General features: G+C 37.4%; 15 protein-coding genes. 11 read left to right on the plus strand and 4 right to left on the minus strand.

The window, feature by feature from the left end:
* Window positions 1-22 precede the first annotated feature (22 nt).
* The 11 genes from H6G08_RS21465 (at window position 23) to H6G08_RS21515 (ending at window position 5591) form a co-directional block, all read left to right on the plus strand.
* On the plus strand, window positions 23-343 hold the full coding sequence (locus H6G08_RS21465; RefSeq protein ID WP_190546567.1) for a Nif11-like leader peptide family natural product precursor: 321 nt from the start codon (window positions 23-25) through the stop codon (window positions 341-343).
* A gap of 20 nt (window positions 344-363) precedes the next feature.
* Complete coding sequence (locus tag H6G08_RS21470; protein WP_190546568.1) at window positions 364-669, plus strand: Nif11-like leader peptide family natural product precursor; 306 nt, start codon at window positions 364-366, stop codon at window positions 667-669.
* A 102-nt stretch (window positions 670-771) separates the two neighbouring features.
* The gene (locus H6G08_RS21475) at window positions 772-1122 is read left to right on the plus strand and encodes a Nif11-like leader peptide family natural product precursor (protein ID WP_190546570.1); all 351 of its coding nucleotides are present in this window, start codon (window positions 772-774) and stop codon (window positions 1120-1122) included.
* A 175-nt stretch (window positions 1123-1297) separates the two neighbouring features.
* Window positions 1298-2554, plus strand: a complete 1257-nt coding sequence (locus H6G08_RS21480; protein WP_190546572.1) for a nif11-class peptide radical SAM maturase 3 — start codon at window positions 1298-1300, stop codon at window positions 2552-2554.
* A gap of 14 nt (window positions 2555-2568) precedes the next feature.
* A complete protein-coding gene (locus H6G08_RS21485) occupies window positions 2569-2760 on the plus strand; it encodes a hypothetical protein (protein ID WP_190546619.1) in 192 nt (63 codons plus the stop codon).
* A 327-nt stretch (window positions 2761-3087) separates the two neighbouring features.
* Window positions 3088-3702, plus strand: a complete 615-nt coding sequence (locus H6G08_RS21490; protein WP_190546574.1) for a PEP-CTERM sorting domain-containing protein — start codon at window positions 3088-3090, stop codon at window positions 3700-3702.
* A gap of 361 nt (window positions 3703-4063) precedes the next feature.
* Window positions 4064-4219, plus strand: coding sequence for a hypothetical protein (locus H6G08_RS21495; protein ID WP_190546576.1), 156 nt, complete (start codon window positions 4064-4066; stop codon window positions 4217-4219).
* Window positions 4220-4262: 43 nt separating this feature from the next.
* Window positions 4263-4421: a hypothetical protein gene (locus H6G08_RS21500; RefSeq protein ID WP_190546578.1), complete on the plus strand. Its 159-nt coding sequence runs from the start codon at window positions 4263-4265 to the stop codon at window positions 4419-4421.
* A 476-nt stretch (window positions 4422-4897) separates the two neighbouring features.
* The gene (locus tag H6G08_RS21505; RefSeq protein WP_190546580.1) at window positions 4898-5050 is read left to right on the plus strand and encodes a hypothetical protein; all 153 of its coding nucleotides are present in this window, start codon (window positions 4898-4900) and stop codon (window positions 5048-5050) included.
* Window positions 5051-5096: 46 nt separating this feature from the next.
* Window positions 5097-5261: a hypothetical protein gene (locus tag H6G08_RS21510; protein ID WP_190546582.1), complete on the plus strand. Its 165-nt coding sequence runs from the start codon at window positions 5097-5099 to the stop codon at window positions 5259-5261.
* Between the two features lie 168 nt (window positions 5262-5429).
* On the plus strand, window positions 5430-5591 hold the full coding sequence (locus H6G08_RS21515; protein ID WP_190546584.1) for a hypothetical protein: 162 nt from the start codon (window positions 5430-5432) through the stop codon (window positions 5589-5591).
* Between the two features lie 279 nt (window positions 5592-5870).
* Here H6G08_RS21515 and H6G08_RS21520 read toward each other — a convergent pair whose 3' ends face one another.
* From H6G08_RS21520 to H6G08_RS21535, 4 genes are all read right to left on the minus strand, one after another.
* The gene (locus H6G08_RS21520) at window positions 5871-6608 is read right to left on the minus strand and encodes a peptidylprolyl isomerase (protein WP_190546586.1); all 738 of its coding nucleotides are present in this window, start codon (window positions 6606-6608) and stop codon (window positions 5871-5873) included.
* Between the two features lie 64 nt (window positions 6609-6672).
* The gene (locus tag H6G08_RS21525; RefSeq protein WP_190546588.1) at window positions 6673-8196 is read right to left on the minus strand and encodes a beta-barrel domain-containing protein; all 1524 of its coding nucleotides are present in this window, start codon (window positions 8194-8196) and stop codon (window positions 6673-6675) included.
* A gap of 112 nt (window positions 8197-8308) precedes the next feature.
* The gene (locus H6G08_RS21530; protein WP_190546590.1) at window positions 8309-11059 is read right to left on the minus strand and encodes a peptidase domain-containing ABC transporter; all 2751 of its coding nucleotides are present in this window, start codon (window positions 11057-11059) and stop codon (window positions 8309-8311) included.
* The gene (locus H6G08_RS21535; protein ID WP_190546593.1) at window positions 10953-11678 is read right to left on the minus strand and encodes a helix-turn-helix domain-containing protein; all 726 of its coding nucleotides are present in this window, start codon (window positions 11676-11678) and stop codon (window positions 10953-10955) included. Before H6G08_RS21535 ends, H6G08_RS21530 begins: the two co-directional genes overlap by 107 nt.
* Window positions 11679-12132 lie beyond the last annotated feature (454 nt).

Here is a 12132-nt window from a genome sequence, read left to right on the forward strand (position 1 = left end):
TCAGTGATTTTAGGAGCAGATTATGTCATTAGAAAATGTTAGAGCTTTCTACGAAAGACTAGCATCTGATGAAGCTTTCCGTAGCCAAATTCAAGGTATTGACAGCAAAGAAGCAGGCAGAGAACTTTTGCAGAACTCCGGTCTTAATTTTAGCCAAGCAGAATTTGAAGAATATACAGAATATTTGTTAGAAACAAATGCGGCTACTGATGAAGATTTAAAAGACTTAGATGCCAACGAATTAGAAGCTGTATTTGGTGGAGCTATACCTGTGATTTTCCCTGGTATACTGCCAATTTTGATGTATGGAGTTGTCATCAGCAGAATTGGGTTAACTTTCTAATTTTTTATTAGGAGCAGATTATGTCATTAGAAAACGTCAGAGCTTTCTACGAAAGGCTAGCATCTGATGACGCTTTCCGCGTGCTTCTTCAAAGCTTTGATACCCAAGATGCAGGTAGAGAAATTCTGCAAAATGCAGGTTTTAACTTCACCAAAGAAGAATTTGAAGAATATACTGCTCAATTATTAGATTCTGAGAATGAACTTCAAGATATAGATGCAGCAGAACTAGCATCTGTAGTTGGTGGATTAGTTGGATTTTATCCCAGACTTTACTTGATTTATGGAGCGCCAAGTCCTCTTTGGGATCACACAAACCTCTTCTAATCAAGAGTTCAGTTATTACACATTCGACTGAGACAATCACTTATAAATCTTGCTGACAGTCAACAGTCAACCGTCAACCGTCAACAATCCAGGAGTTATTTTATGTCCTTAGAACATGTAAAAGAATTTTACCAAAAGCTAGCAAATGATGAGGCTTTCCGTAATCAAATGCAAGCTGTTGAAACCAAGGATGAATGTAGCCAAGTTGTCAAAAGTGCTGGCTTGAATTTCACTCAAGAAGAATTTGAAGAATATACAACTCAATTACTAGAATCCAATGCTGACAGTGAACTCCAAGATTTAGGAGAAAAAGAACTAGAAGCAGTTTTTGGTGGCTTTTTAGGCAAGCCTATAATCCGCCCTCTATATGGAGTTGTTGTCTGGCCTCCTATTAAATGGCCCCCTATTTATCCTCAGCCCTTATATGGAGTTGTCATAAATGATGAAATTTAACAAGGCTAAATAAAAAGCTGATATTTACCGAAAAGAAAAAATATAGCAATCCTAAATAATTTTTGAAATTTTGCCAGCTTTGACAGTCAACAGTTAACAGTCAACAATCACAACAAAAATAGGATTGCTATATTTATTTCCCCTTTAGAGAAATTGATTGAGGGAGTTAACGCTAATGACCTATCGCAGAATTAGTTATGCGGTTTGGGAAATCACTTTAAAATGTAATCTTGCTTGTCAGCACTGTGGTTCTCGCGCCGGTCATACAAGAACTAAAGAACTATCCACCGCCGAAGCCCTAGATTTAGTCAAACAAATGGCGGAAGTTGGAATTACAGAAGTAACAATAATTGGTGGTGAGGCTTTTCTGCGTCCCGATTGGCTAGAGATAGCCCAAGCAATTACCAAAGCGGGAATGCTTTGTGGTATGACTACTGGGGGCTATGGTATCACTCTAGACACAGCCCACAAAATGAAGGAAGCTGGAATTAATGTAGTTTCTGTGTCTGTTGATGGCTTAGAAGCAACCCACGATCGCATTCGTGGTAAACAAGGTTCATGGCAATGGGCATTTAAAACCATGAGCCATCTTAAACAAGCCGGAATTCCCTTTGGCTGCAATACCCAAATTAATCGCCTATCTGCACCAGAATTTCCCCTAATTTATGAGCATCTACGCGACGCGGGAATCTTTGCTTGGCAAATTCAATTGACTGTACCGATGGGGAATGCAGCCGATAATAGCGAGATTCTGCTGCAACCTTATGAACTCCTAGATGTATACCCGATGATAGCGCGTGTTGCGCAACGAGCTAAACAAGAAGGCGTACACTTACAGCCAGGAAATAACATCGGCTACTACGGCCCTTATGAACGCTTTTTACGGGGTGGCGATGCTTGGTCTTTTTGGCAAGGTTGCAGTGCAGGATTGGCGGCTTTAGGAATTGAAGCTGATGGCGCGATTAAAGGTTGTCCTTCATTGCCAACTACAGCATACACCGGTGGAAATATCCGCGATCGCTCTTTGCGCAGTATCATCGAAGAAACCGAAGAACTGCGGTTTAATCTCGGCGCTGGTACACCCAAAGGTACAGAACATTTGTGGGGTTTCTGCAAAACTTGCGAATTTGCAGAACTATGTCGAGGTGGTTGCAGTTGGACTGCACATGTCTTTTTTGACAAACGAGGTAACAATCCCTACTGTCATCATCGCGCCCTGACTCAAGAAAAACAAGGCATCCGCGAACGAGTATTTTTGCAACGTCAAGCCAATGGCGAGCCTTTTGATAATGGGGAGTTTGCATTGATTGAGGAACCGATTAATGCACCTTGGCCAGAAAACGATCCCCTCCACTTTACTGCTGACTGCATTCAATGGCCAGAAGGTTGGCAAGCAGAATTAGAACTCGTTCCATCTTTAGTAAAAATTTGATTTATCAGCATAATATGCCCAGTGATTATATACCTCCAGTAGAATCATCTATTAATCAATCTCCAATTGAGTTAGACTCTCAAGAACCGTTGTTACCTCGTTTAGCTTGGAATAGTCAAATAGCTTATTTGCGAGTAATCTTCAAAGCCAAAAAAGCTTTAGACCGTATTGAAAAAGAAGCAGGTTTTACGCCAATATCTAACTAATTTTTAAATGAATACTCTAAATTCAATAAACATCAAAAATTAGTTAATTCCAGATAAAGGATGGGTTAACTTTTGATTTAAAAACTTGAGGGTATGTAGAGCGATCGCATACCCCACAAGCCTTGTAATGCAGTATTTTTAGCTAAGTTTATGTACTTTTAAATCTAAAAATAAAAACGAATTTTTTTGAATTTAAAAGTTTTATTGTTTGCTGCTTTATATAAGGTAAAATATATAAAGTTTTCTTGAAGTTTTCCCAAAGCCGTAAAAATACAGATGTTAATAATGGTAAGAATAATCATCAGGAATGATTACCTTATTTAAGCCATGAAAGCTACAACTATAGGCTCGTTAATTTCAAGTACATTAGGTGGATTTTTGCTCTCATTATCCCCCGCTAGTGCTGTTACATTAGTCGAACCAATCGTGACAACACCTATCACCAATTTTCCTGATGGCATAAAAGTCACAGATGCGCTGAAACCAAGTGAATTAAGATTTTGGAACGCCCCTGACACTACTGGAGAACAAAATTTCGTTAATGATACAGGCTTTACTATCAATCAATTTTCTTTCTTAGTATTTCCTGATTTTGATACTCTGGCTGATGATGTAATCTGGGGAGATGTAGATGGAGATGGTAAAGTTGGTTTCTCTAACATCTTTTCCAACATTACTATTTCTCCCGATTTTCTAGTTGAAAATTTCCGTGCGCCACGCTTGAATATGACCGGAGGATCAATTTTCAACGGGAATTCCTTTGCCGTTCAATTTATTACAAAACCAGATTTAAGACCAGCGCAACCAGGAGACAATGGGCCTTTGGTAATAGGTGGTGCTTACGACATTGCTAAACAAGTACCTGAACCATCAACTATTCTGAGTACAGCTTTAGTTTTTGGGCTAGGAAGCTGCTTAAGAAAGTATAAATCAGCTAGATAAGTAGGTAATTAAAATTCACCACTCTCAAACAAAGTTCCGAATGAAGTTTTTCTTCCTTCGGGACTTTTTACTAATTTAATGACGATAACTTATAAATTAGTTATCAAAAATATCGATTCAGCAAATAACCTAATGTGTGCCTAAATTCTAGAACTACTAATAATAGCTGTCAACAGTCAACAGTCAACAGTCAACTGCAACTAAACAGCAGAATAGCTAATACATTAATAACTGTACCTATTTTGTTCAATCACATATCACTAAGATATTGACCAGATAAAACAGCTAAGAGAATAATACATACGGATGAAAAAACTATCATCTTCGACCAAGAAATTAACGCAAGAAGGAGAAATTACAAATGGCTAACATCACAATTCAAAACCTAGATGCTCAGAATCTGGCAATTGTTGAATTGGATAACAATCAACTTAACGAAGTTAAGGGCGGTTGTCCTATCTGTATTCCTGTATTATTTGGTATTGGTCTAGCTGCTGGCTATCTTCTCAACAGATAATTCTGAACTTATCTACTACCATTTTTGAATTGTAGGACTTACCATGACAGTAATTACCATTAACGACATCAACCGTAGCAATTATCTGGTTGATTTAACAGATAACGAGACTGATGCAACCCGTGGTGGCTTTATACAATTTGTTGCTGCTTTTTGGCTGGGTTATAAAATAGGCAAAGAAATTGCCCGATTAACTGAGTAATATTAAATTAAATACAGACATAGTAAAGTTGCCAGTATTACTAAGCTTTTTTGCTTTTAGGTCTACTTTCATTGTCTAAATTAATAAAACCCTCTGAAAATTTTCGAGGGTTTTTTCATGAAGAATTAAGTTTGTTTTAATATGAAAAGCTGCGAAACAATGATTATGCAGTATTGTAGATAAGTTGAAAGCGGAATATACAAAATTAGGGCTTATGCCACTGGTGCATATCATCTAGTCGGCAAAGGAAGGCTTTATAATTAGAGCCAGTGGCTTGCAGAAAAAAGGCTTAATGTGCAGCCTCACAGAGAATTAGTATCAGCCATAAAAACATTAAATTAATAACTGTACCTATTTTGTTCCATGATGTATTACCTAAAATATTGACCAGATAAAACAACTAAGAGAATAATACATACGGATGAACAAAATATCATCTTCGACAAAGAATTTAACCCAAGAAGGAGAAATTACAAATGGCTAATATCACAATTCAAAACCTAGATGCTCAGAACCTATCAATTGTTGAATTGGATAACAATCAACTGAACGAAGTTAAGGGCGGTTGTCCTATCTGTATTCCTCTATTATTTGGTATTGGTCTAGCTGCTGGTTATCTTCTTAACTGATAATTCTGAACTGATCTACTACCATTTTTGAATTGTAGGACTTACCATGACAGTAATTACCATTAACGATATCAACCGTGCCAATTATCTGGTTGATTTAACAGATAACGAAACTGATGCAACTCGTGGGGGTTTTATACAATTTGTTGCAGCTGTTTGGCTGGGTTATGAAATAGGCAGAGAAATTGCAATTCTGACTAAAAGAAGATAGTGCTGTCTGGCAATAATTTTTGAATTAAATAACAATCAACTAGAGGAATTTAAGGGTATTTATTCAATCTGTATTCCTCTATTATTTGCCGTTGGTCTAGTTGCTTGCTATTTTCTTAAGCAATAATTCTGAACTTATCTATTACCATTTTTGAATGGAGGATTTACCATGACATTAATTACCATTAGCGATATCAACCGTGCTAACTATCTGGTTGATTTAACAGATAACGAAACTGATGCAACTCGTGGTGGTTTCATCCAAGCAATTGCAGCGCTTTGGCTTGGTTATGAAATAGGTAAAGAAATTGCAACACTGCTCAAAAGATAGTAGTCTGAAATTACAATTAAGCAGTTTTCGCTTTTATACCAATTTAATATGAAGTTGCATATATCTAGATTCCCCTAAATCCCCCTTAAAAAGGGGAGGCAGTGCGTTGGGCGGGTTTCCCGACTTGAAGCAACTGCCGTGGACTTTGATTCTTTTTCCCCCTTTTTTAAGGGGGGCTAGGGGGGATCGAATTCTATGCAGCCTCATAAAAAATTGGTATTAGCTCAACATTCATTATCTGATAAAAAACCTCTGAAGATTTCAGAGGTTTTCTATAATTTAGTCTAATATTAGTTCAATTTCAAATTGGTCAATTTGTTTCTTGAGCCATTCTGCAAACAACTCTGTAATAATCTTGTAACGCAACTTATCATCTAAAATTGGTTGAATAATTTCTTCTACAAGAATTAAGTGGTATCCCTGAGAATTGACAATTGGCTTGAGGATTTGTGGTGGATTAGCAGCAAAAACAGCAGCAGAAATTTCCGGTTTCATGTCCTTCCGTCTGACTATTCCTTGATATCCGCCAGAGCGTTTTAATTCAACATCTTGGATATATTTGTGAGCTACATCATGGAAGCTAATTTCATCTTCTTTAATGGCGTAAAAAAGTTCCAGTGCTAAATCTTCACTATCCAAGATGACTTGGTACATAACTGCGGCAGAATAATCTAATTGATGTTCAAAAAAGTAAGGCTCCACTTGCTCGCTAAATAAATGAGCAGCTAACTTTCCAGAAATGAGGCTGCTGTAAACTATGTTTTCAAAATCTTCTAAAGATAAACTATGTTTTTCTAACCACTTCCATGTATCATCAGCGCTATCAAGGTTATTAACTAAACGTATTTGATCTGCTGCGTGCTGAAGTTCTTTTGGTTCAATTGTAATACCAGCTTCTACTGCGCTAGATATAATTACTTTCCGACTAATAATTTGCTCAATTACTTCAGGAATCTTGCATGATAACTTAATTTCACGCAGAATATCTTCCTTGATAATGGTGATATTTTGTGACATTTAAGCGCTCCTCAATGATAAATTTATAACTGCATAATTACAAGAAACTTACAACCTAAAACTACTATAGTTTTAAGCCACCTTGTTGCAATTTTTTAAACGGATCGAGTAGAAAATCACTAATCCGGCGTTGGCGGACAATAACTTCGGCTGTTGCTGTATCTCCTGGATTTAAGGGAATACATTTATTACCAGAAGAAATACAATTTTGTTTTAAACTAATTTCTAAGTTATAGGCTGCAACTTTACCATTAGGTGTATCCACCTCTGTAGTAGTAGGCGAAATTTTAATTAATTCCCCCGATACAACACCATAATCCTGAAATGGGTAAGCATCAAATTTTAATTTAACTGGCAATCCTTTTTGTAAAAAACCACTTTCGGTAGTTGCCATTTGTGCCCGGATAATTAAAGGTGAATCTAAAGGTGCAATTTCTGCCATCATTGTTCCTGATTGCACTACAGAGCCAGCTTTTTGAATTGGCAACTGAAACAGTTTACCATTCACAGTTGCTTTAATTTCTCGTTGTCCTAATTGAAATTTTAATGATGTAATCTGACTTTTGGTTTGAGCAATTTCTGCTTGGAGAGAAGCAATTTCTGTATCTAAGTTCTTTTGCTGTTCTGTAATTTTTAACACAGCTAACTTACCGGAACGCATTAAGGTTTGATAACCTCTTTCTTGTTCTTTGAGTCGCAATTCTGCTTGTTCAATATCTGCACTAATTTGGCGAATATTGCGCTCATAGCTACTCTGCTGTTCTGTTAAACGTAACTTAGCTTGTGCGATATCTGATTTACTTTGTTCGTATAATTTTTGCTTGTCTTTTGCTAAATCTTGCTTTTCTACAAGGTTAATTTCGGGAATAATTCCTTGTTGTTTTAGCTTGTTATAACGTTCCACCTCTCGCTGAGTACTAGATAAAGTACTCTCCATCAAATTACTTACAATTCGGCTGTGTTCAAGAGTTTGTCGCGCTTGATTAACTTGAGCTAATCTCTCGTCTTTCTGTAATGTATAGGCATTTTTTAATGTAAGAATATTTTGTCTTGCTTGGTCAACTTGAGCTTGTTTTTCTAACTGTTGCGATTGGTTTTGTTGTTGTTGAGTTGTTAAAGATACAATTAACTGATGTTTAGCAGAATTTAACTGCGAAAGTCGATTTAATTGTCCTTCTAATTTATCTTGAACCTGGCGTAGTTCAGCTTTAACTAATTCTGATTCTAATAATAATAAAGTTTGTCCAGATTTAACTAATTCACCCTCTTTAACTCGAATTTCGGCAACAGTTCCAGCCACAGGAGCATCGAGTTTAATTGTCTGATCTTGAGGCTCAATACGCCCTCTAGCTGTGCCAGTTTCATCAACTTTAGATAATACTGCCCAAGGTAAAATTATTGAGACAAAAATGACTAAAAAATATAACAATCCTCTTGTCCAAACTTGGGGAAGGCTTTCGAGAGATTCTTTTGTAATTTCAGCCCAGTCATCTCTTTTGATTACTGGAGATGGTGTTACTAAAGTTTCTGTATGGGGTTTATCTGTTATTATGGAATTTTTGACCCTACCATTTAATACATCTGTCATGAATCTTCCTTGATTTTAATTTTAAATTAAGCTCTTAATTACAAGATGAAATTAAATTCAGATTTAATTGGGGCAAAACATCTAGGGTGAGTATCTCCCACCCTAATTTAATCTAGTTTAATCCTTGAAATTGCTGTTGATTGAGGTAAAAATAATGCCCGCGTTTCACCATTAATTCTGCATGGGTTCCACTCTCGATCAATACGCCTTTGTCTAGTACCAAAATCATATCGGCATTTTGTACAGTAGAGAGTCGATGAGCAATCACTAAGGTAGTTCTTCCCTTAAGAATAGTGTTTAAGTTTTGCTGAATAATTTTTTCTGACTCTGTGTCTAAGTGGGAAGTAGCCTCATCTAAAATAAGCAAGCGAGGATTACCTAATAAGGCTCTAGCTATAGCTATGCGCTGTCGTTGTCCGCCAGATAATAACCCACCACCTTCACCAATTTGGGTTTCATATCCCATTGGTAATTTTTTAATAAACTCATCAGCACCCGCTAATTTTGCTGCTTCGATCACTTCGCTTAAAGGTGCGCCGGGATGTCCTAAGCTAATATTTTCGCGAATGGTTCCACCAAATAAAAATGTATCTTGGTCAACTACGCCTACTTCTTGGCGTAAGGAACGCAGGGAAATACTAGTAATATCTTGTCCATCAATGAAGACTTTGCCATCTGTAGGGGGATATAAGCCTAAAACTAGCTTAGAAATAGTAGTTTTTCCAGAGCCGCTACGCCCTACCAGTGCTACCATTTGTCCAGTTTTGATTTCAAAAGTGAGATTTTCTAAGATATTAATATCACTTTCTGGGTGATAGCGGAATGTAACATTTTCAAAGCGAATATTGCCTTGAATATATGGTAAATTCTGTCGTGCTTGGTGTTGTAAATCTTCCTCTGGTTCTGTATCCAGAACATCATTAATCCGTTCTACAGCAATCACTACTTCTTGCAATTGATTCCACAAGACAATTAAGCGTTGGAAAGGGGTAATAATATTGCCTAAAAGCATATTAAAAGCTACCAACTGCCCAATAGTTAGCTGGTTTTCAATTACCAAATGTGCCCCAAACCATAGCAAGGCGGTTGTAACTATTGCTTCAATGGCATTGCTGAAAATTTGCAGGCGATTACTGATAACTTGTCCAGAAAAGTTAGTTTTTATTTCTTTATTTAATAACTCTTCCCAATGCCAACGAACTGTATGCTCTACTGCTGTAGCTTTCACAGTTCTAACACCAGTTAGAGCTTCGATTAAGTAACTGCTTTCATTGGCTACAGCATTAAAGATTTCGCGGGAAATTCTTTGTAAAAAAGGCGTGGCAATTAATGCTAATAAAGCAAACGGCGGTACAATTACCAACACTAGCAACGCCATTTTCCAACTGTACCAAAACATTAATCCTACATAGATAAATACTGTGAGTAAATCTAGGAGGATAGATAATGCTTCACCGGAAAGGAAGCGTTGAATTTTACGGTTTTCTTGAACGCGCGAGATTATATCCCCTACATAACGGGACTCAAAAAAACTCAAGGGTAAACGTAAGGTATGGCGGATAAAACCAACGATTAGTGCCAAGTCTATACGATTGGCTGTGTGGTCTAGCAGATATTGCCGCAAACCTGTCATTGCTACTCGAAACAGGCTAAAAATCAGCAATCCGATACCAACAGCAGTTAAGGTGAGTTGCGATCGCTGTACAACTACTCGGTCTAAAATTAACTGGGTAAATAGGGGTGTAATCAGCCCAAATATCTGGATAAATACCGAAGCAATCAATACTTCCAGCATTACCAAACCGTGAGGCTTGAGTAACTCAAAGAATTGCCAAAAGGGGGTAGAGGTTTCTTTGGCATCTTTAAGCATAGCTGTAGGTTGCAGCAGCAATGTATAACCAGTCCAGCCTGCTTGGAACTCTGCATGAGTGAGGGTGCGTTGTCCAATACCAGGGTCGGCAACTATGACATGTTTCTGGGTAATTTCGTAGACTACAATGTAATGTTTGCCTTCCCAATGGACAATTGCAGGTAATTTTTGCTTGGCTAACTGATTCAGACTCGCCTTGACAGGTCTGGTTGCAAAACCTAAACTTTCCGCCGTCGTTAACAAACCCCGCAATGATGCGCCATTACGGTCTACATTGGCGATATCCCGCAACCGATTGACGCTAAAGCGTTTACCCCAATAGCGAGACACCATCACTAAACAAGCTGCACCGCAGTCTGATGCACTTTGCTGGGCAAAAAATGGATAGCGGCGAGTCACTCTTTGCCATAAATGCCCAACTTGCTGAGTAGGTTTGGGAAAATAGGCTTTACTAATCTTTTTTTGTGGTGGTTCTGGAGTAGAGATTGCAGAAATAGCTGTTTGATGATTTGGAGTTGATGGGTAGGCGTAGCCAGTCGTGGACATCGCAGTTACAGGTGAGTTATCTGTGTCTTCTTGAAGAGAATTGCGAGATAACGCTGTTTGCCACAAATGCTGCCTAATTTCAGGATAATTAGCCATCAATGGTTGCAACAACTCACCAGGAATAAAGCACAACTGCAAATTTATCGAAGCCCTAGCAGCATAAGGTTTTAACTCAGCCTCCGGAAACAAAGTAAATTCCCCAAATGAATTTCCGGACTCCAAAGTGGTGATTAACTCACCTACATTGTCAAGCAACCTCACCTTACCGGCAATCACAATATAGATACCTGGTTCAGCGTCAGTTCCTTGCCAAAACTTACCAACTTTGGGGTTGAGAAATTTAACTTGTTGCAAACATTGTTGAAATTCTGTCTCGGAAAGTGAGTACCCCAAAATATTGCTGAATTGTTCCAGAGACACTAACAGATCTGATAGATTTTGCACCATGAATCCCTGAGTCTGTTCCTAATTTTGCTAAATGAATCGGCAAAAATTCATTATTATCTAACGTATTGCTTGATTTAAGGTCGCTAATTAAAATTTGCGCACCATTAGCTTTTTCTAAGGTTTTTTCTTCAACAGTTATGGCTTTTCCTCTAATCGATAGCCCCATTTGCTTCAGCAGTCGATTGATGTGATGACCGCTAACTTTAATTCCTAATTCTTTCGCTAACTGTTGACTCAACCAGTTACCTGTCCAACGCCGAAAAGAATAGCCGTAATCACGAGGACTGTTACCGACAAGTTCTTTTAAACGTTCTAAAAATTCTTCATTTACTGCTTTAGGACGACCAATTGCACAATCTTGCCATTGATGAGCCATCCCAGTACGTGCTATGTGCATCCAATGCCTAGCGGTTGCTGGACAGCACCCCAATGTCTGACAAATTGTGGTTTGAGATTTTCCTTCATCTGTCAGCAACATAATTTCAATGCGCTGACGGTAAGATTCAGCTAGATTTTCTTGTAAACTCTTTTGCAGAATTTTGCGCTGAAAAGCTGTTAAACATTTACCATCAACTTTACTTGAATATTTAGTGCCAGTTTCTGTTTGGTAGTACATCATATCTAACTAGCTATCTTCTAAGTTTCTCGGTGAGTTAATCGAGTTCGATTATCGTCCATTCATAAATCAATCAAGATTTAAAAGAGCCTTATTCTGGCAAAATTGTTTGATAATTACTAGCTAAATCCAGATTATTGCATATTGATGACAATCTTAATTTACATCTTTCAAGCATTACTTTTAAGGAACGTATAAATCCAGCATTGACAGTTCATCATAAAAGCCATTTAACTATGCACTCCTGTCATATATAAGATTCTTAATATATGAATAATTAGAACTACGATAAAGTAAAGATATGGTTAAAAACTAGTTGTTGCGTGTTTAAAAATTTGTTTTTATATTTAAATCAATGAATATAAAAAATAGTTAATAATCCTAAATGTTCAGTATTTTTTAAGATATCTTTAAAAGGAATTATAAAATAATTGTGAAATTTGAAGAGGCTGTTCCC

This window comes from Calothrix anomala FACHB-343 (assembly GCF_014696435.1).
Classification (GTDB): domain Bacteria; phylum Cyanobacteriota; class Cyanobacteriia; order Cyanobacteriales; family Nostocaceae; genus Aulosira; species Aulosira anomala_A.

Bases quoted from the DNA above. Each gene is read 5' to 3' on its own strand.
- H6G08_RS21520 (WP_190546586.1), bottom strand. From the start codon at position 6,608: ATGTCACAAAATATCACCATTATCAAGGAAGATATTCTGCGTGAAATT.
- H6G08_RS21500 (WP_190546578.1), top strand. From the start codon at position 4,263: ATGACAGTAATTACCATTAACGACATCAACCGTAGCAATTATCTGGTT.
- H6G08_RS21510 (WP_190546582.1), top strand. From the start codon at position 5,097: ATGACAGTAATTACCATTAACGATATCAACCGTGCCAATTATCTGGTT.
- H6G08_RS21490 (WP_190546574.1), top strand. From the start codon at position 3,088: ATGAAAGCTACAACTATAGGCTCGTTAATTTCAAGTACATTAGGTGGA.
- H6G08_RS21530 (WP_190546590.1), bottom strand. From the start codon at position 11,059: ATGGTGCAAAATCTATCAGATCTGTTAGTGTCTCTGGAACAATTCAGC.
- H6G08_RS21485 (WP_190546619.1), top strand. From the start codon at position 2,569: ATGCCCAGTGATTATATACCTCCAGTAGAATCATCTATTAATCAATCT.
- H6G08_RS21465 (WP_190546567.1), top strand. From the start codon at position 23: ATGTCATTAGAAAATGTTAGAGCTTTCTACGAAAGACTAGCATCTGAT.
- H6G08_RS21515 (WP_190546584.1), top strand. From the start codon at position 5,430: ATGACATTAATTACCATTAGCGATATCAACCGTGCTAACTATCTGGTT.
- H6G08_RS21525 (WP_190546588.1), bottom strand. From the start codon at position 8,196: ATGACAGATGTATTAAATGGTAGGGTCAAAAATTCCATAATAACAGAT.
- H6G08_RS21535 (WP_190546593.1), bottom strand. From the start codon at position 11,678: ATGATGTACTACCAAACAGAAACTGGCACTAAATATTCAAGTAAAGTT.
- H6G08_RS21475 (WP_190546570.1), top strand. From the start codon at position 772: ATGTCCTTAGAACATGTAAAAGAATTTTACCAAAAGCTAGCAAATGAT.
- H6G08_RS21495 (WP_190546576.1), top strand. From the start codon at position 4,064: ATGGCTAACATCACAATTCAAAACCTAGATGCTCAGAATCTGGCAATT.
- H6G08_RS21480 (WP_190546572.1), top strand. From the start codon at position 1,298: ATGACCTATCGCAGAATTAGTTATGCGGTTTGGGAAATCACTTTAAAA.
- H6G08_RS21505 (WP_190546580.1), top strand. From the start codon at position 4,898: ATGGCTAATATCACAATTCAAAACCTAGATGCTCAGAACCTATCAATT.
- H6G08_RS21470 (WP_190546568.1), top strand. From the start codon at position 364: ATGTCATTAGAAAACGTCAGAGCTTTCTACGAAAGGCTAGCATCTGAT.